The organism is Georgenia yuyongxinii (assembly GCF_006352065.1).
GTDB lineage: Bacteria > Actinomycetota > Actinomycetes > Actinomycetales > Actinomycetaceae > Georgenia > Georgenia yuyongxinii.
Genome location: NZ_CP040915.1, coordinates 36,095 through 52,952 on the forward strand (window position 1 = coordinate 36,095; position 16,858 = coordinate 52,952).

At 70.0% G+C, this 16,858-nt stretch carries 16 protein-coding genes; 12 read left to right on the forward strand and 4 right to left on the reverse strand.

The features are described from left to right. The first annotated feature begins 147 nt into the window (after positions 1–147). The 5 genes from FE374_RS00180 to nrdF all read left to right on the forward strand — a co-directional run bounded on the left by FE374_RS00180 (position 148) and on the right by nrdF (position 5,369). Positions 148–828 carry a hypothetical protein gene (locus tag FE374_RS00180; protein ID WP_139926702.1) on the forward strand — a complete coding sequence of 227 codons (681 nt, stop codon included), beginning with the start codon at positions 148–150 and terminating at the stop codon, positions 826–828. A 468-nt stretch (positions 829–1,296) separates the two neighbouring features. Further along, entirely contained in the window at positions 1,297–1,539 is a 243-nt protein-coding gene (gene nrdH / locus FE374_RS00185) for a glutaredoxin-like protein NrdH (RefSeq protein ID WP_139926703.1), read from the forward strand. A gap of 109 nt (positions 1,540–1,648) precedes the next feature. Further along, positions 1,649–2,065 (forward strand): class Ib ribonucleoside-diphosphate reductase assembly flavoprotein NrdI, encoded by a 417-nt coding sequence (gene nrdI / locus FE374_RS00190; RefSeq protein ID WP_139926704.1) that lies wholly within the window; start codon positions 1,649–1,651, stop codon positions 2,063–2,065. Beyond that, positions 2,035–4,191 (forward strand): class 1b ribonucleoside-diphosphate reductase subunit alpha, encoded by a 2,157-nt coding sequence (gene nrdE / locus FE374_RS00195; protein ID WP_139926705.1) that lies wholly within the window; start codon positions 2,035–2,037, stop codon positions 4,189–4,191. Before nrdI ends, nrdE begins: the two co-directional genes overlap by 31 nt. Positions 4,192–4,394: 203 nt before the next feature. Beyond that, positions 4,395–5,369, forward strand: coding sequence for a class 1b ribonucleoside-diphosphate reductase subunit beta (nrdF, locus tag FE374_RS00200; RefSeq protein ID WP_139931148.1), 975 nt, complete (start codon positions 4,395–4,397; stop codon positions 5,367–5,369). Between the two features lie 67 nt (positions 5,370–5,436). Here nrdF and FE374_RS00205 read toward each other — a convergent pair whose 3' ends face one another. Next, positions 5,437–6,249: a hypothetical protein gene (locus tag FE374_RS00205; protein WP_139926706.1), complete on the reverse strand. Its 813-nt coding sequence runs from the start codon at positions 6,247–6,249 to the stop codon at positions 5,437–5,439. Between the two features lie 332 nt (positions 6,250–6,581). Here FE374_RS00205 and FE374_RS00210 point away from each other — a divergent pair, with 332 nt between their 5' ends. Then, positions 6,582–7,484 (forward strand): alpha/beta fold hydrolase, encoded by a 903-nt coding sequence (locus tag FE374_RS00210; protein ID WP_168205515.1) that lies wholly within the window; start codon positions 6,582–6,584, stop codon positions 7,482–7,484. A gap of 132 nt (positions 7,485–7,616) precedes the next feature. Here FE374_RS00210 and FE374_RS00215 read toward each other — a convergent pair whose 3' ends face one another. Continuing rightward, positions 7,617–9,446, reverse strand: a complete 1,830-nt coding sequence (locus FE374_RS00215) for an oxidoreductase (protein ID WP_230978405.1) — start codon at positions 9,444–9,446, stop codon at positions 7,617–7,619. Positions 9,447–9,702: 256 nt separating this feature from the next. Between FE374_RS00215 and FE374_RS00220 the strand changes: the two genes are divergently transcribed. From FE374_RS00220 to FE374_RS00240, 5 genes are all read left to right on the forward strand, one after another. Further along, the gene (locus FE374_RS00220; RefSeq protein ID WP_139926708.1) at positions 9,703–11,421 is read left to right on the forward strand and encodes an amidase; all 1,719 of its coding nucleotides are present in this window, start codon (positions 9,703–9,705) and stop codon (positions 11,419–11,421) included. Positions 11,422–11,438: 17 nt separating this feature from the next. Continuing rightward, positions 11,439–11,642, forward strand: a complete 204-nt coding sequence (locus FE374_RS00225) for a hypothetical protein (RefSeq protein WP_179957336.1) — start codon at positions 11,439–11,441, stop codon at positions 11,640–11,642. Positions 11,643–11,822: 180 nt separating this feature from the next. After that, entirely contained in the window at positions 11,823–12,800 is a 978-nt protein-coding gene (locus FE374_RS00230) for a macrolide 2'-phosphotransferase (RefSeq protein WP_330998429.1), read from the forward strand. Between the two features lie 117 nt (positions 12,801–12,917). Next, a complete protein-coding gene (locus FE374_RS00235) occupies positions 12,918–13,280 on the forward strand; it encodes a VOC family protein (RefSeq protein WP_139926710.1) in 363 nt (120 codons plus the stop codon). 138 nt (positions 13,281–13,418) lie between these two features. Further along, a complete protein-coding gene (locus FE374_RS00240; protein ID WP_139926711.1) occupies positions 13,419–13,841 on the forward strand; it encodes a ChaB family protein in 423 nt (140 codons plus the stop codon). A 66-nt stretch (positions 13,842–13,907) separates the two neighbouring features. On the opposite strand, the gene FE374_RS00245 is transcribed toward FE374_RS00240, so the two are convergent. Both FE374_RS00245 and FE374_RS00250 read right to left on the reverse strand, forming a co-directional pair. Continuing rightward, entirely contained in the window at positions 13,908–14,384 is a 477-nt protein-coding gene (locus FE374_RS00245) for a GyrI-like domain-containing protein (protein ID WP_168205516.1), read from the reverse strand. A gap of 144 nt (positions 14,385–14,528) precedes the next feature. Next, entirely contained in the window at positions 14,529–15,449 is a 921-nt protein-coding gene (locus FE374_RS00250; protein ID WP_139926713.1) for an LLM class F420-dependent oxidoreductase, read from the reverse strand. Between the two features lie 85 nt (positions 15,450–15,534). Between FE374_RS00250 and FE374_RS00255 the strand changes: the two genes are divergently transcribed. Next, positions 15,535–16,671, forward strand: a complete 1,137-nt coding sequence (locus tag FE374_RS00255; RefSeq protein ID WP_139926714.1) for a winged helix DNA-binding domain-containing protein — start codon at positions 15,535–15,537, stop codon at positions 16,669–16,671. Positions 16,672–16,858 lie beyond the last annotated feature (187 nt).

Below are 16,858 nucleotides of genomic sequence, written 5' to 3' on the forward strand. Positions count from 1 at the left end.
GAACGGAGACTGGGCTCGCGGCCGGACCGCTGTCGCGGCAAGGTACGCGGCGCACGACGTGCCGGCCACGGGTGGTCCGAGGCCGTGAGGCGAGACCTGCAGGGACCAGCGCCGGCCGGCACGGGCGTGCCGACACGAAGGACGCACATGAACCCAGGACGGCGCGGAAGGGCTACCGGCCCGTCTGTGGCACGGCCGGACCGGTGGCGCTTCCGCGGGAACATCGCCGGCGTGGGGAGCGCCGAGGGCACCCGGGTGGTGGTGGGCGACTGGCCCGACTCGCCGTTCGGGCCGTTCGCCGACGTCATGGTGGAACGGGCTGACGGACATCGGCTGCTCCTGGCACCGACCGAGGAGGTGGCAGAGTTCGTGTCCGCCACTTACCGGTTCGACGAGGTCCGCATCGTCCCGGTGACGGTCGACCGCTCCGGCCATCGCTGGCGGGTGGCCGCCGGTCCGCTGGACCTCGACCTCGCGCTCGGCTCGCGCACATGGCTCGGCCACCTCCTCCGGCTGGTGCCCGGCCCCATTGCGACCAGCCTCGGATGGGCGCGCGTGACGTCCTTCGCCGCACGGCTTCTGCTGCCCGGCGTGCGCACGGTCGGCACCGCCGGCGGGGGACGGATCGAGTGGTACGGCGCGCGTGACGTCCGCCGGGTGGTCGCCGCACGCGCCGCCTGGGACGGCACGGGCCTCGGTGACCTGCGGCCGGTGCGTCCGGCTCCGCGGTTCGGGTTCAGCTCTACGCCCGCCAGGCCGAGCGTGGTCACCGTCGTCACGACCGTATGGAGGCGGGAAGCCCCCAAATCGCACCGGCCGGTCCTGTGACACGCCAGAGCGGCGACACGCCGCACATTCCGGTGATGACGACGGGCCGGGCCGGGCGCGGAAGCAGCCGATGCCCGCCGTTATCCCCAACCTGTGGACAAAGGTGGTGAAAACCGGTCCACAACTCGCTTCATGATCACCGAAGCCAGCCGATGTCAGTGGTCAGTGACAGCGTGACGCCTGAGGGGGATCCCGCCGGCGGGCGACCGGGCCAGGTGTCCACACGGCGTCCCCAGGATGACCCGCAAGGGTCCACAAGGGTCAGGGGACGGCTGTGGACAAACTTCACAAGTCGCGACACGCGAACACATCATGTTGGGGTTCAACCCTGGGCGGACCCCCAGGTGTAGTGTCTAGCTCCGAGGGACACCCCGGAAATCGGGTGAACCACAATCTTGTTGTTACAGCAGTGTCGGGGGCGGGGGCCCGGAACCTGTGACGACGCACCGAGGCAAGGAGTTCGGCTCGATGAGCATCACCGTCTACAGCAAGCCGTCCTGCGTTCAGTGCGATGCCACTTACCGCGCGCTGAACAAGCAGGGACTCGACTACGAGGTCGTCGACATGACGACCGACCCCGAGGCGCTGGCCAGCGTCAAGGCGCTCGGCTACCAGCAGGCCCCGGTGGTCTTCGCCGACGGCGACCACTGGTCGGGGTTCCGGCCCGACAAGATCAAGGCGCTGGCCACGGCCGGCGCGATCGTGGCCTGACGCCACCACAGGCTTCGGCCGGACCGTCGCGACCCGGCGGTCCGGCCGAACACCAACTGGTCCGTGCCTGGCGCGGGCCGGGGACCGCAGTGCAGCCAGGGAGACAGGCATGAGCACCATCGTCTACTTCTCCTCCGCCACCAACAACACGCACCGTTTCGTGGGCAAGCTCGGCCTGCCCGCTCGCCGCATCCCGCTGCGGGCCAGCGAGGACCCGCTGCGCGTCGAGGAGGAGTACGTGCTGGTGGTGCCCACCTACGGGGGCGGCAACGGGCGCGGGGCTGTGCCCAAGCAGGTCATCAAGTTCCTGAATGACGAGCACAACCGCTCACTGATCCGCGGCGTCATCGCCGCGGGCAACCTCAACTTCGGTAAGGCGTTCTGCCTCGCGGGGGAGATCGTCGCCGCGAAGTGCCAGGTGCCTTACCTGTATCGATTCGAACTTCTAGGAACCACCGAGGACGTCACGCGCGTCCGAGAGGGATTGGGGCAGTTTTGGCAGCAACACTCACAGATTCCGGCGTAGAGGTCGCCAACGCGCCGGAGCTGGACTACCACGCGCTGAACGCGATGCTCAACCTCTATGACGCGGACGGAAAGATCCAGTTCCAGGCCGACCGTGAGGCTGCCCGGCAGTACTTCCTCCAGCACGTCAACCAGAACACCGTCTTCTTCCACAACCTCAAGGAGAAGCTGGACCACCTGGTCGAGGAGCGGTACTACGAGGGCGAGGTGCTCGCCAAGTACTCCTTCGACTTCCTCACGAAGATCTGGGACTACGCCTTCGGCAAGAAGTTCCGGTTCGAGACGTTCCTCGGCGCCTTCAAGTACTACACGTCCTACACGCTGAAGACCTTCGACGGGAAGCGGTACCTCGAGCGGTTCGAGGACCGTGTCGCGATGGTCGCCCTCACCCTTGCCGACGGTGACGAACAGGCCGCGCTGGACATGGTCGAGGAGATCATCTCGGGCCGCTTCCAGCCCGCGACGCCCACCTTCCTCAACGCCGGCAAGGCCCAGCGCGGTGAGCTGGTCAGCTGCTTTCTGCTGCGCATCGAGGACAACATGGAGTCCATCGCCCGCGGCATCAACTCCGCGCTCCAGCTGTCCAAGCGGGGCGGCGGGGTCGCGTTGTCGTTGACGAACGTGCGCGAGTCGGGTGCGCCGATCAAGAGGATCCAGAACCAGTCCTCCGGGGTGATTCCGGTGATGAAGCTGCTCGAGGACTCCTTCTCCTACGCCAACCAGCTCGGAGCCCGTCAGGGCGCGGGTGCCGTGTACTTGCACGCGCACCACCCCGACATCATGAACTTCCTAGACACCAAGCGGGAGAACGCGGACGAGAAGATCCGTATCAAGACCCTCTCCCTCGGGGTGGTCGTCCCGGACATCACGTTCGAGCTGGCGAGGAACAACGAGGACATGTACCTGTTCTCGCCTTACGACGTCGAGCGCGTCTACGGCGTGCCCTTCTCGGAGGTCAGCGTCTCTGAGAAGTACCGCGAGATGGTCGACGACGGGCGCATCCACAAGCGCAAGATCAACGCGCGCGCCTTCTTCCAGACGATCGCCGAGCTCCAGTTCGAGTCGGGCTACCCCTACATCGTGTTCGAGGACACCGTGAACCGGGCGAACCCGATCAAGGGCAAGATCACCATGTCCAACCTGTGCTCGGAGATCCTGCAGGTCTCGACGCCCTCCACGTACAACGAGGACCTGTCCTACGCCGAGGTCGGCAAGGACATCTCCTGCAACCTCGGCTCGCTGAACATCGCCAAGGCGATGGACTCGCCCGACTTCGGCAAGACGGTCGGTACCGCGATCCGTGCGCTCACGGCGGTGTCGGACCAGACCCACATCTGGTCCGTGCCCTCGGTCGAGCACGGCAACAACGAGTCCCACGCCATCGGCCTGGGCCAGATGAACCTGCACGGGTACCTCGCCCGCGAGCGGATCTTCTACGGCTCCGAAGAGGGGCTGGACTTCACGAACATCTACTTCTACACGGTCGCCTTCCACGCCGTGGCGGAGTCGAACAAGATCGCCATCGAGAAGGGCCGGGCGTTCAAGGGCTTCGAGGAGTCCAAGTACGCCACGGGGGAGTACTTCGACAAGTACGTCAACGGCACGTGGGAGCCGCGCACCGAGAAGGTCCGCCAGCTCTTCGCCGACGCCGGCGTGCACATCCCCACCCAGGCCGACTGGGCCGCGCTGGCCGCCTCCGTCAAGGAGCACGGCATCTACAACCAGAACCTTCAGGCGGTGCCGCCGACCGGGTCCATCTCCTACATCAACAACTCCACCTCCTCGATCCACCCGATCGTGTCCAAGGTGGAGATCCGCAAGGAAGGCAAGCTCGGCCGGGTCTACTACCCCGCGGCGTTCATGACCAATGACAACCTCGAGTACTACGAGGACGCGTACGAGATCGGCCCCGAGAAGATCATCGACACCTACGCCGAGGCCACGCAGCACGTGGACCAGGGCCTGTCGCTGACGCTCTTCTTCAAGGACACCGTCACCACCCGTGACCTGAACAAGGCGCAGATCTACGCGTGGCGCAAGGGCATCAAGACGCTGTACTACATCCGTCTGCGCCAGCTGGCGCTGGAGGGGACCGAGGTGGAGGGCTGCGTCAGCTGCATGCTGTGACGTCTGACGGTTGACGTCTGGATGTGAGGACGTCTCGCGGCGCGGGCCGGGCTGGGGACCGCCCGCTCGCGCCGCAAGGATGGACGACGGCGCGGGCCGGCCCCGCCGTCGCCCTGACCGGGGCGGACCCCACCCACAACCCGGCGCACCACCAACGCGGGCCGTACCGGCCCGCACCCGAGAACCGCAAGGAGAGGCACCCCGTGTCGGAGAAGCTCAAGCTGGTCAGCAGCGTCCAGGCGATCAACTGGAACCGTGTCCAGGACGAGAAGGACGTCGAGGTCTGGGACCGGCTGACCGGGAACTTCTGGCTGCCCGAGAAGGTGCCGCTGTCCAACGACATCCAGTCCTGGGCGACGCTCAACGAGCCCGAGAAGCACATGACCACGCGTGTGTTCACGGGGCTGACACTGCTGGACACGCTGCAGGGCACCGTCGGCGCCGTCAGTCTCATTCCGGACGCGGTGACGCCGCACGAGGAGGCCGTCTACACGAACATCGCGTTCATGGAGTCGGTCCACGCCAAGAGCTACTCCTCGATCTTTTCCACCCTGATCTCCTCCAAGGAGATCGACGAGGCCTTCCGCTGGTCCGAGGAGAACGAGAACCTCCAGCGCAAGGCCGCCATCGTCATGGAGTACTACCGCGGCGACGACCCCGAGAAGCGCAAGGTCGCCTCGACGATGCTCGAGTCGTTCCTGTTCTACTCCGGCTTCTACGCGCCCATGTACTGGTCCAGCCGCGCGAAACTGACCAACACGGCCGACCTGATCCGGCTGATCATCCGGGACGAGGCCGTCCATGGGTACTACATCGGCTACAAGTACCAGAAGGCCGTGGAGAAGGCGGCCCCGCAGCGTCAGCAGGAGCTCAAGGACTACACGTTCGAGCTGCTCTACGAGCTGTACGAGAACGAGGAGCAGTACACCGAGGACCTGTACGACCCGTTGGGCCTCACGGAGGACGTCAAGGCGTTCCTGCGGTACAACGCCAACAAGGCGCTGAACAACCTTGGCTACGAGGGGCTCTTCCCCAAGGAGGCCACGGCCGTGAACCCGGCCATTCTCTCCGCGCTGAGCCCCAACGCCGACGAGAACCACGACTTCTTCTCTGGCTCGGGCTCGAGCTACGTCATCGGCAAGGCCGAGGCCACCGAGGACGACGACTGGGACTTCTAGACGGTCCTGTCCGGCGGATCTTGGTTCTAGCGGAGAGACAGCCCGCACTGGCGCCTGTCGAAGCGGTTCATCTCCCCGCACAGCGGCCCACTCCCGGAAACGGGGTGGGCCGGTCTGTCCATTGTGCGCTCAGGACGATCCCCCCTGCTCCAGCCCGCGGCCGCCGACCGGGGTCAACGCTCCGTCGGCGACCCGGCCGGGCAGGTCGTCGGCGCGCAGGTACGAGCGTCATCGCGACGGCGACCGCCGCAACCACGACCGCAGCGCACCGGAAGAACCCCGTCATCGGCGAGGTGTCATGGGACGACCACAGGAACAGCGTGGTGAACAGCTCGGGGAGGGGCTGTGCCACCGTCATCGCCGCCCAGAACACGCCCAGCCAGACGTCACGGTCGAGGTTGAGGTCGCGGCCGACGTCGCCGTGGATGGCGACGACGGCCAGGCCAAGGGTGATGAACGGCGCGAAAACACCCAGCGCGTGGACGCCGGCCAAGTCGTCGACCTGGACCGGCTCGCCGGCCAGTCCGCTCAGAAACGTCTGCACCCCCATGGCCAGCCACACGGAGCCGACGGCGATGCCGGCGGCCACGCCGAGAACCCAGATGAACCAGCGGTTCATCACGGTGAGGGAGAGAAGCACGACCGGGAGCCCGAGGGCGAGAAGGCTCAACCCTTCCCGTTGCGCCGCGTCGGCGATCGGCATCCACGGGTCCGAGGGAATGGTGTAGTCGTACAGGTGGTCCTGAACCGCCACGCACGCCCCATCAAGCGTTGCCATGCCGGGCAAGGGCGGATCAGCATCCACGAAGCACACCGCCCACCGCGACCACGCCGCCTGTAGACCCAAGACGGCCGAGGCCATGAGCAGGAGGAGGGCCACGAGGCGCACGGCAACCGCCACCACGCGCGCGACAGCTGAGGCACGGGCGCGGCCCGTCGCGCCGCGCGTCTTGAGGGAGGCACGGGAGACCATCGCCGCCCCTTCCTGATGAAGGAGCCCTCATGGTGCCGGGTTCAGGGACGACGCGTTGGCGAACGAAGCGATCTCGTCGACGACAGAGCGCAGTCCCACCGATGTCCGCGAAGGCACCAGGGCGCTACGAGCCGAGGTCGCCACTATCCGCCGTTCAGTATCTGGTCACACGTGTCACATGCCGCGCACCCCGCCTGGGTATCCTCTCCCACGACCCGCCATAACCACTGGAGCGACCTGTGCCGACGCCGCCACCCCGCCTTGCGCCAGCATCTCAAGGCCGCAGCGTCGCCTACGACGTCCACGGCGACCCGACGGGCCCCGCGGTGCTCTACCTGCACGGGGTTCCGTCCAGCAGGCTGGAGGTCCACCTCTTCGGCCTGCCCGCTGCAGCCGAGACCGTCGGTGTGCGCCTGGTGGCACTGGACCGTGCGGGGATCGGGCAGAGCTCTCCACGCCGTCAGGGCAGCCTTTCTTCCGCAGCCACCGACGTCGCAGCTGTGGCCGACCATCTCGAGCTCGACTCATTCGGTCTCCTCGGCTACTCCGCCGGAGCGCCGTCCGCACTGGCCACCGCCACGATGCTGTGCGAGCGGGCCAGAGCGCTCACCATCGTCAGCGGTATCGGGCCCGGCGACCGCCCCGACCTCGCTGACGAGCAGTCGCCGGATGTGGCTCGCATGTTCACCCTGGCGCGCAAGGCGCCCGCACTGCTGTCGGCCGGCCTCCGGTTCATGCGGTACGGCACCCGGAACCCCGCACGACTGGTCACCGCGGTTGCGAAGAGTGCTCCGGCTCCGGACGCCCGGGTACTCGCCCGGCCAGGTGCGGACGCGGAGTTCGCCGCCTTCCTCGCCGAGGCGTTCGCTCAAGGGGTCGCCGGCGTCCGCGACGACTTCAGGCTCGCCGCCGGACCGTGGCCGTTCGACCTGGCGGACCTAGCCATGCCGGTGCGGCTGTGGCACGGAGAGGTGGACCGCAACGCGCCCGTGGCCGGCGCGAGGTGGCTCGCCGGCCAGCTGGCCGACGCCCAGCTGCGTACCAGTGACGACGGGCACGCCTCGCTGATCGCCACCCACGGCCAGGCGATCTTGGCTGACCTTGTCGCGGCCTCGGCTGGGAATGTCCCCGCCCAGCCGTAACGTCCGCCCGGCAGGTGCCCCGGGATGGCACTTTCAGGTCCCTGGTCCGGGGACGCCGCGTGGGCGAACGGGTCTTTCGCAGCTGCCGGACGGGCCGAGACCGCAGAGGCCCGGCCCGCCCGAGGCATCACGTCAGATGCTGTACGCGAGCTCGTAGCCCTCATTGATCGCGTCGCCCACCTTCCGCGGGTCGACGCAGTCACCCATGGCGTAGACGCGGTCGGTGACGTCATCGCGAGCGGTCAGGGCCTCTACCAGCTCGCGGGCCGGGCGCACCCCGAACGCGGCGACGACAGTGTCCGCCTCGAGGCTGACCGAGCCGTCCGGACCGTCGGCATCGACTCCGGAGTCGGTGATCGCCGTGACCCTGGTGCCGGTCAGCACCCGGACGCCGGCCTCGGCGAGCGAGCGGTCCAACGAGACCTTGTTGATCGAGAACATGTCCCGGGCGATGTCCTCGGCCATCTCGACGATCGTCACCTCGTGGCCCTGCTCGGCAATCTCGAGGGCGAAGTCCGCACCGGAGAGCCCGCCGCCGCAGACGACCACCCGCTTGCCGAGCGGGGCGCCGGTGTGGCCGTCGATGACCTCCACCGCCTTCTCGATGCCCGGGATGCTGGCGGGCGCCAGGGGGTGCGAGCCGGTGGCCACAAGCACGACGTCGGCATCCTGCAGCTCCGCTGAATCCGGGCGGATCTCGTAGCCGAGCTTGACCTCCACGCCAGGCAGCTCGGCGAGCTCGGCGTCCCACCAGTCGATCATCTTGCGCAGCTCGCGCTTGAAGTCCGGCGTGGCGGCGGGCAGCAGGACGCCACCGATGTGGTTCTCGCGTTCGTAAACGCGCACGTCGTGTCCGCGCGCGCCCGCGACACGGGCAGCCTCGAGCCCGGCCGGTCCGGCGCCGACGATGACCACGCGCTTGGGGTCTGCCGCGGTCGTGAGGATCCGCTTGCCCTCGTAACCCACTTCCGGGTTGACGGCGCACCCGAGCGGTTTGCCCAAGAACGCGTTGCCGGTGCACAGCTGGTTGCAGCGGATGCACGGCCGGACGCTCGCCGCCCGTCCGGCGCGCAGCTTGTTGACGATGTCCGGGTCGGCGATGAGGCCGCGGCCGATGCCGATCATGTCCGCGCCGCCGCGGGCGAGGATCTTCTCGCCGTTCTCCGGCGTGATGTTGCCGCAGGCGGCGACTGGGACGTCGACGACCGCCCTGATCCGTTCAGCCGCCGTCACCATGCAGTCGTCACCGAGGTAGTACGGCGGGAAGACATAGTCCATGGCCTCGTAGGAGCCGTCGTCGGCGATGATCAGGTCGATGCCGGCACGCTCGAGCTCCTTGACGATGTACTGGGTCTCGTCCCAGGTGCGGCCGCCGTCGAACTTGTGGTCCACGGAGATGCGGAAGCTGACGGGCAGCCCCGGCGCGTTCGACTTGATCGCGGCGATGATCTCGCGCACGAACCGGCACCGGTTCTCCACCGAGCCGCCGTACTCGTCAGTGCGGCGGTTCCAGCAGGCGCTCATGAACTGGTCGATGAGATAGCCGGTGTGCCCGTGAATGTCGATGGCGTCGGCGCCCGCCTCCTTGACACGAGCGGCCGCCTCCCCGAAGCGGCGGACGAGCAGCTGGATCTCAGCGACCTCGAGCGGCCGGGAAATCACGCTCGGGTCGAAGAACCAGGTGTTGTCCGAGGCCGAGCGGGGCTCCATGCCCAGCGTGGCGCAGTACTGGTTGTTCCGGCCCAGGCCGCCGGTGAGCTGGACGGAGAAGAGGCCGCCGGCCTCGTGGACGGCGTCGGCAATCGCACGCAGGCCGGGCACGTACTGGTCACCGTCGATGCGTGCCAGGCCCGGGGCAATGGGGTCGAAGTCGTCTGCGACGAAGGTGATCCCGGTGATGACGAGCCCGGTGCCGCCGGCCGCCCGGGCGGTGTAGTAGGCGGCCTCGGCGGGCGTGGACATGCCATCGGGGGTTACCCATCTCCGTGCCCATCGGACTGAGGAGCACGCGGTTGGGGAGGGTGAGATTGCCGATGGTGATCGGGCTGAGCAGCGAGGTGAACGAGTTCATGTCTTTGACGTTATGTCGCCCGGAATGGCGGCCCGCGGGACGATCTGCCCAAGGCGTCGGGCCGGGCGATGTGACCTTCGCCGCGCCTGGCCGATGACGTCGTGCCGGCCCGCTAACCTGCGGGGCTGTGAAGCAAGTACCGCTCGCATGAGCACCTTCGACGTGGTCGAGGCGACCATCGCCGATCTGCGCACCGCGCTGGAGACGGGCCGCGTGACCAGCGAACAGCTCGTGACCCGCTACCTCGAGCGCATCGCGGCCTACGACCAGGGCGGCATCCGGCTGAACGCCGTCGTCGTCATGAACCCCGACGCCCTCGCGGAGGCCCGCGCCTCCGACAGGCGCCGCGCGCGGGGGGAGACGCGGGGGCCGCTCGACGGCATCCCCTACACCGCCAAGGACAGCTTTCAGGTGCGCGGCCTCACCGTGGCAGCCGGGTCCCCGGCATTCGAGCACCTTGTCGCCACGCGTGACGCGTTCACCATCGAGCGGCTGCGCGGGGGCGGCGCGGTGCTGATCGGGCTGACCAACATGCCGCCGATGGCTAACGGGGGCATGCAGCGCGGCCTGTACGGCCGGGCCGAGAGCCCGTACAACGCCGACTATCTGACGGCGGCGTACGCGTCCGGCTCCTCGAACGGGTCGGGCACCGCGACGGCGGCCAGCCTCGCCGCCTTCGGTCTGGGCGAGGAGACCTGGTCCTCGGGGCGCGCCCCAGCGTCGAACAACGCCCTGTGCGCCTACACGCCCTCGCGCGGCGTCATCTCGATGCGCGGCAACTGGCCCCTCGTGCCCACCATGGACGTCGTCGTCCCGCACACCCGGACGATGGCCGACCTCCTCGAGGTGCTCGACGTCCTCGTCACCGACGATGCCGACAGCCGCGGCGACTTCTGGCGCCTGCAGCCGTGGGTGCCGATCCCGGTAGCGTCGCGCGTCCGGCCGCGGTCCTACCGGGACATCCTCGCCCCGACGACCACGGCCGCCGGGCAAGTCCTGACCGGGACCCGGCTGGGCGTGCCCCGCATGTACATCAACGCAGACCCGGACGCCGGCACCGGCGACGCCCCCGGCATCGGCGGTCCGACCGGGCAGCGCATCGAGACCCGCGCTTCCGTCATCGCCCTGTGGGAGGCGGCCCGTCGTGACCTGGAGGCGGCCGGCGCGGAGGTGGTCGAGGTCGACTTCCCCGCCGTCACCAACTACGAGGGCGACCGGCCCGGCGCGCCCACCCTTGCCACCCGCGGGCTCGTCAGCGCCGAGTACCTCGAGCGTGAGCTGTGGGACCTGTCGATGTGGGCGTGGGACGACTTCCTCGATGCCAACGGTGACCCGGCCCTGCACCGGCTCGTCGACGTCGACGGCGCCCGGATCTTCCCCCGACCCGACGGCGAGCTCCCCGACCGGTACGGCGCGTTCGACTTCGACATCGGTCAGTACGCCACCCGGGCGCGCGCCGACGGCGTCCCCAAACTGTCCGACATCCCGCACCTCGCCGAGGGCGTGCGCGGCCTGGAGGAGACCCGTCGCGTCGACCTCGAGCGGTGGATGGACGGGCTCGGCCTGGACGCGGTGGCGTTCCCGGCGGTCGCCGACGTCGGCCCGGCGGACGCCGATGTGCACGAGGCGTCTGCCGAGCTGGCCTGGCGCAACGGCGCGTGGGTGGCCAACGGCAACCTGGTGCCCCGGCACCTGGGCATCCCCACGGTCACCGTCCCGATGGGCACCATGGCAGACACCGGCATGCCCGTCGGCTTGACCATCGCCGGTCGCGCCTACGATGACACCACGCTCCTGCGTATGGGCGCGGCGTTCGAGGCGCACCGGCCACGCCGGACCGCCCCGCCGCGCACCCCGGCGCTCTAGGGGCGGGTGCCGTCGGCATGGGCGTGGCGGCGCTCGTCCTGCTCGCAGGCTCCCTGGTGACAGTCCCGTTCGTCACCGTCCTGCTCTCTGCCCGCCTCGACGACGAGCCGGTCACCGCGTGGCTGGTGGCCGGTTGTCTGCTGATCCTGGCCGGGGTCTACGTCGGCGCGCTGCGCCGGGAGCCGGCTGCCGCGTCGTCGTCGCAACCGGCACCACGCTGAACGATGGCGCGCCCCACACGGTTCGCGCCTGGCTGCGGTCCGAGAAGGTGAACTATGGTGGTTCGGTCGCCCTACCGGGCTGTCGGACCGGGCGGAGCGACGGGCGTCCGCAGAACGCGCCCCCGGCCGTCACGCTCGCCGGTCCAACGCAGTACCGACGGGGAGATCGTCAACCAGCTGGTGAGAACACAACCACGCACGGCTCGCGCCCACCGCTCGCACCCGGACCGTTCCACGGGGAGCGAACTGGCCCGCCCGCCCGGCACCGATGCCCTGGACCTCGACGACGTCGTCGCCCTCACCGCCCGGCACGGCCTGGAGGTCGACCCCGACTCGCTGCAGGTCAACGAGGCCGGACTGGACTTCCGCGTCATCTACGCCCGGGCCGACGGCGAGGACTGGGTGCTTCGCCTGCCCCGCCGGCCCGACGTCGTCCCGCGGATCGGCCCCGAGGCCGCCGTCCTGGAGCTGGTCCGCGACCGCATCGGTGCGGCCGTGCCCGACTGGCGCATCCAGCAGCCCTCTCTGATCGCCTACCCCCTGCTTCCCGGCCAGCCGGGCATGACGATCGGCCCCGACGGCGACCTGCACTGGCACCTGGACCTGCAATCGCCGCGCTACGCCGCCTCCTTCGGGATGCTGCTGGCCGAGCTGCACCGCATCGACGTCGCGGAGGCGCAGGCGGCGGGTTTGATGGTGCAGGGCCCGGACGAGGTGCGCGCCCAGTGGCGCGCCGACATCGCGACCGTGGCAGACAACTTCACCGTTGCGCCCGCCCTGCTCGACCGGTGGCAGGCCTGGCTCGACGACGACGCGTTCTGGCCGGACTTCTCCGTACTGACCCATGGCGAGCTCTATCCGGCGCACGTGCTGCTCGGCGAGGACGAGAACATCACCGCGGTGCTCGACTGGACCACCGCCAAGGTGACCGACCCCGGCCGGGACTTCGCCCTCCACCACGCGGTGTCGGCGCCCGAGACCTTCGCCCGCACGGTGGCCGCCTACGAACAAGCCGGCGGCCGGACCTGGCCGCGGCTGTCGGACCACAGCGCCGAGCTCATGGCCGCGAGCCCGGTCGGTTACGCGCTCTTCGCCCTGCACACCGGGGTGCGCGAGCACCTGGCGCTTGCCTCGATCCAGCTGGACCCGCCCCTCTGAGCACGGCCGGCTGGCCAGCCAGCCAGCCGGCCAGCCAGCCGGCCGGGCGCCGCCGTCGGCCTGACGGCATGCGGCGTCGACCCTCGGGTACCGTCGTGGCAACGACGGGAGACGACGATGTCCGGTGAGCCTGCGTTCTTCGAGCTCGGCGTGCAGGACCCCGCGCGCGCCCGCACCTTCTACGGCGGCCTCTTCGGCTGGAGCTTCGAGCCGGGCCCGAACGGTGAGGGGCTCACGATCACCACGCCCACGCTTCCCGGCGGAATCCACGGCGGCGACCCCGCCGCCTCGCCGTACCTGTTCTTCCGCGTGGACGACATCGATGCCGCCGTCGCCCGCGTGCACGAGCTGGGCGGGCAGGTCGATGGGACGGACATCGAAGGCGGCGACGCCGACCAGCAGCACTACGGCCGGTTCAAGCTCTGCCGGGACGACCAGGGCTCGGCCTTCGGGCTCTACCAGCCGCCGCCCGCCGGCTGAAGACGCGCGCCCAGCTGAGGACGCGTAGCCGGCAGCGTGTGGCCGGTCGGCGAGTGGCCCGACTGCGCGGGCGGACCTACGCTCTCGGTTGACGGGCTCGGCATGTCCGCTGACGCCCCACCGGGGAAGGAGCCGACCGTGCCGAAGACGACGAAGGGCGGCAAGCCGAAGCAGAGCGAGCTGCCCGGCACCTTGCGCCGCTCACCGGAAAAGGCTCAGCGGACCTTCACCAAGGCCTACGACGCCGCCGCCGAGCAGTACGACGACGAGGAGCGGGCGCACCGCGTGGCCTACGCGGCGGTCAAGCACGAGTTCGAGCGCGTCGGCGACCACTGGGAGGCCAAGGCGGAGTCCGGCCCCTCCGACCCGCAGGCGGAGGGTGGCGCTCGAACCGACCGGCCGACCGCCGGCGGTGTGGACGCCAACGCGTCCAAGGCGCACCTGTACGGGATTGCCAAGAAGCTCGACGTACCCGGACGGTCACGCATGAGCAAGGACGACCTCGTCGACGCCATCCAGAAGGCCAACGAGCGGGCTACCCGGCGGGCACGCACCTCGTGACGGCGCGGCCCGCCGCCTGACGCCACCACGGCCCGCCTAACGCCTGCCGCCGCCGTCAGCCCACGCTCACGACCGCTCCACCTGCGGACCGCTGACCGGGAAGACCACCCGGGTACGCCAGGTGGCAGGGTCGGGGTCCGAGTCGGGTCCGGCCTCGTAGATCTCCCAGGACTCGTCAAGTACCTGCAGGTTGTGCTCGACGATCCAGGCCTCCAGGACCTTATAGGTCTCGGGCAGCTTGTCGTACGAGCCCGTGTGGACTGCCTCAGCCGCCCGCGCCGCGGGCAGCGTGCTGCCGATGACGTCGCCCGAGGCGGCGAAGGGCTCCGTGACGGGGAAGCCGACCTCGACGTCGACCGTGTCCGAGGGCATGCCGAAGTACCGTGCGTACGGGGCACCCGCGGGGACGCCGCCGGCCTGTTGGATGGCGCCGAGGACCTTCGGGAACGCCGTGTCGAAGACGGTGGTGATCTCGTCCATGCGGACGCGCTGACGCACCCCTGCCACCGGCTGCTCCTGCACATCGATGAGGTGGATGTCCATCTCGCTCACTCCTCCCTTTCCTCGATCGAACACCCGCCATCGCGTGCGGTCCACCGACCGACGTCCCGACGGCTCCACGGCCTGAGGTGCCGGTGGCCCGCCCGCTCTGGGCCGTTCACCGGTCCTGGGTTGGTGTCGACCCTGTCAGGAGGACGCCATCGCGGCGTCGGCGATGAGGTCCAGGTGGTCGAGGTCGCGGATGTCCAGGCACTGCAGGTACACCCGGGAGATGCCCTGCTCCGCAAGCTCGCCGAGGCCGTCGACCAGCTCAGCGGGCGTCCCGGCCAGCCCGTGCTCGCGCAGCTCGGCGGGCTCTCGGCCGATAGCGGCGGCGCGGCGGGCGAGCTCGGCCTCGTCCTTGCCGACGCAGGCGACGAACGCCACCGAGTACGTCAGCGACTCGGGGTCGCGTCCCGCCTCCTCGCACGCGGCCCGCACACGGTTCATCTGCTCCACGACGATCGACTTCTCGGGGAACGACTGGTTGTACTCACTGGCGAACCGCGCCGCCAGCCGCGGCGTGCGCTTCGGGCCACCGCCGCCGACGATGATCGGCACCGGGTCCTGCACCGGCTTGGGCAGCGCCGGGGAGTCGGTGAGCGTGTAGTGCTTGCCGGTGAAGTCGAAGCGCTCACCCGCGGGGGTCGACCACAGCCCGGTGACGATCTCCAGCTGTTCCTCCAGCAGGCCGAACCGCTTGTGGGGGAAGGGGATCCCGTAGGCCTCGTGCTCGGCCTCGAACCACCCGGCGCCCAGCCCCAGCTCGACACGCCCGCCGGACATGGCGTCCACCTGGGCCACCTGGATCGCGAGCAGGCCGGGGTGCCGGAAGGTCGCGGACGAGACGAGGGTGCCGAGCCGGATGGTGGAGGTCTCCCGGGCCAGCCCGGCGAGGGTCGTCCAGGAGTCGGTCGGGCCCGGGAGGGGGTCGCCGTTGCCCATGTGCAGGAAGTGGTCGGAGCGGAAGAACGCGGAGAAGCCGAGCTGCTCGGCGCGCTGCGCCATGGCGAGCTGGTCGTCATAGGAGGCGCCCTGCTGCGGCTCGGTGAAGATGCGGAGATCCATGGACGCCAGCCTGCCATCACCGCCGCGCACCGGCGGCCCGGAGCCACCGCCCCACGTGTCGGTGGCCAGGCCTACTCTCAGGAACATGACGACCTTGCAGGACGTCGCCCGGCTTCGGCTCGCCGCCCAGCGCATCGCGGGCCCGGGATTCGTCACCGCCACCGAGGCCGTGCGATGGCTCACCGCCCTGCAGGCCCAGGACTATCCCGGGGCGCTGGCCTCGGTCATGCTGCGCACCGACACCGACACCGACACCGACGGCCCCGGTGCCGGGGGGATCCGGGCGGCCCTCGACGCGGGCGAGGTGGTCCGCTCCTGGCCCATGCGCGGCACGCTGCACCTCGTCGCGGCCGAGGATCTGGGCTGGATGCTGGCACTGACCACCGACCGGCTGCTCGCGGGTGCGGCGCGGCGGCGCGCCCAGCTGGGCATCGACGAGGCGATGATCGCCCGCGCGGGTGAGCTCGCGCACGGTGTCCTCGCGGGCGGGCGCTCGGCCACGCGTGCCGAGCTCATGGGCGTGTGGGACGACGCCGGCCTGCTCGGTGTCAAGCAGCGCGGCTACCACCTCCTGTGGCACCTCTCCCAGCGCGGCCTGACGTGCTTCGGCCCTACGGACGGCAACGAGCAGCGCATCGTGCTCCTGGACGAGTGGGTGCCCGCCCCCCGCCGCCTCGAGCGCGAGGAGGCACTGGCCGAGTGGGTGCTGCGGTACTTCCGCGGGCACGGGCCGGCCACCCGCAAGGACTTCATGTGGTGGACCAAGCTCACCGCCAAGGACACCTCCGCGGGCCTCGCCGTCGCCCGGGAGCAGCTGGAGGCGATCGAGGTCGACGGCGTCGAGCACCTCATGGACCCGAGCACGTCCCAGCGGCTCGCCGAGATCCGCGACGCTGCGCGCGGCGTCCACCTCCTGCCCGGGTTCGACGAGTTCCTGCTGGGCTACCAGGACCGCCGCGCGTCGCTGCCACCGGATTTCGCGGACCGCGTCGTGCCCGGCGGCAACGGCATGTTCCGCGCCACGGTCGTTGCCGACGGCACCGTGGTGGGCACCTGGCGGCGCACCGGCAAGGGTGCCCGGCGCGGCGTCGAGGGTGAGCCTTTCACTAGCTTCACCCCAGCGGTGCGGCGGGCCCTCCCACATCTGGCGGAGTCCTATCCAGAGCCGACGACGGCGGCGCGCGCGGCGGCCGGAGCACGGGCGACGGCGGCGGCGCCGTGACCCGCCGACCCGCCCGTCCTACCGCCGGCCCAGAGCTGTCCCGCCGCCAAATCCTCGCCGGGCTCGGCGGCCTGGCCGGAGCCGCATTCCTCGCCGCGTGCGCGTCGGGCGGCGGGCAGCCTGCGCCGACCCCGTCGACCTCCAGTCCCGCGCCGTCGCCGATACCCTCCGCGTCGCCGTCGTCGCC

Coding starts and splice junctions, on each gene's coding strand:
- FE374_RS00180 (WP_139926702.1), top strand. CDS start 148: ATGAACCCAGGACGGCGCGGAAGGGCTACCGGCCCGTCTGTGGCACGG.
- FE374_RS00235 (WP_139926710.1), top strand. CDS start 12,918: ATGTCCGGTGAGCCTGCGTTCTTCGAGCTCGGCGTGCAGGACCCCGCG.
- FE374_RS00255 (WP_139926714.1), top strand. CDS start 15,535: ATGACGACCTTGCAGGACGTCGCCCGGCTTCGGCTCGCCGCCCAGCGC.
- FE374_RS00245 (WP_168205516.1), bottom strand. CDS start 14,384: ATGGACATCCACCTCATCGATGTGCAGGAGCAGCCGGTGGCAGGGGTG.
- FE374_RS00225 (WP_179957336.1), top strand. CDS start 11,439: ATGGGCGTGGCGGCGCTCGTCCTGCTCGCAGGCTCCCTGGTGACAGTC.
- FE374_RS00250 (WP_139926713.1), bottom strand. CDS start 15,449: ATGGATCTCCGCATCTTCACCGAGCCGCAGCAGGGCGCCTCCTATGAC.
- FE374_RS00220 (WP_139926708.1), top strand. CDS start 9,703: ATGAGCACCTTCGACGTGGTCGAGGCGACCATCGCCGATCTGCGCACC.
- nrdI (WP_139926704.1), top strand. CDS start 1,649: ATGAGCACCATCGTCTACTTCTCCTCCGCCACCAACAACACGCACCGT.
- FE374_RS00215 (WP_230978405.1), bottom strand. CDS start 9,446: ATGTCCACGCCCGCCGAGGCCGCCTACTACACCGCCCGGGCGGCCGGC.
- nrdH (WP_139926703.1), top strand. CDS start 1,297: ATGAGCATCACCGTCTACAGCAAGCCGTCCTGCGTTCAGTGCGATGCC.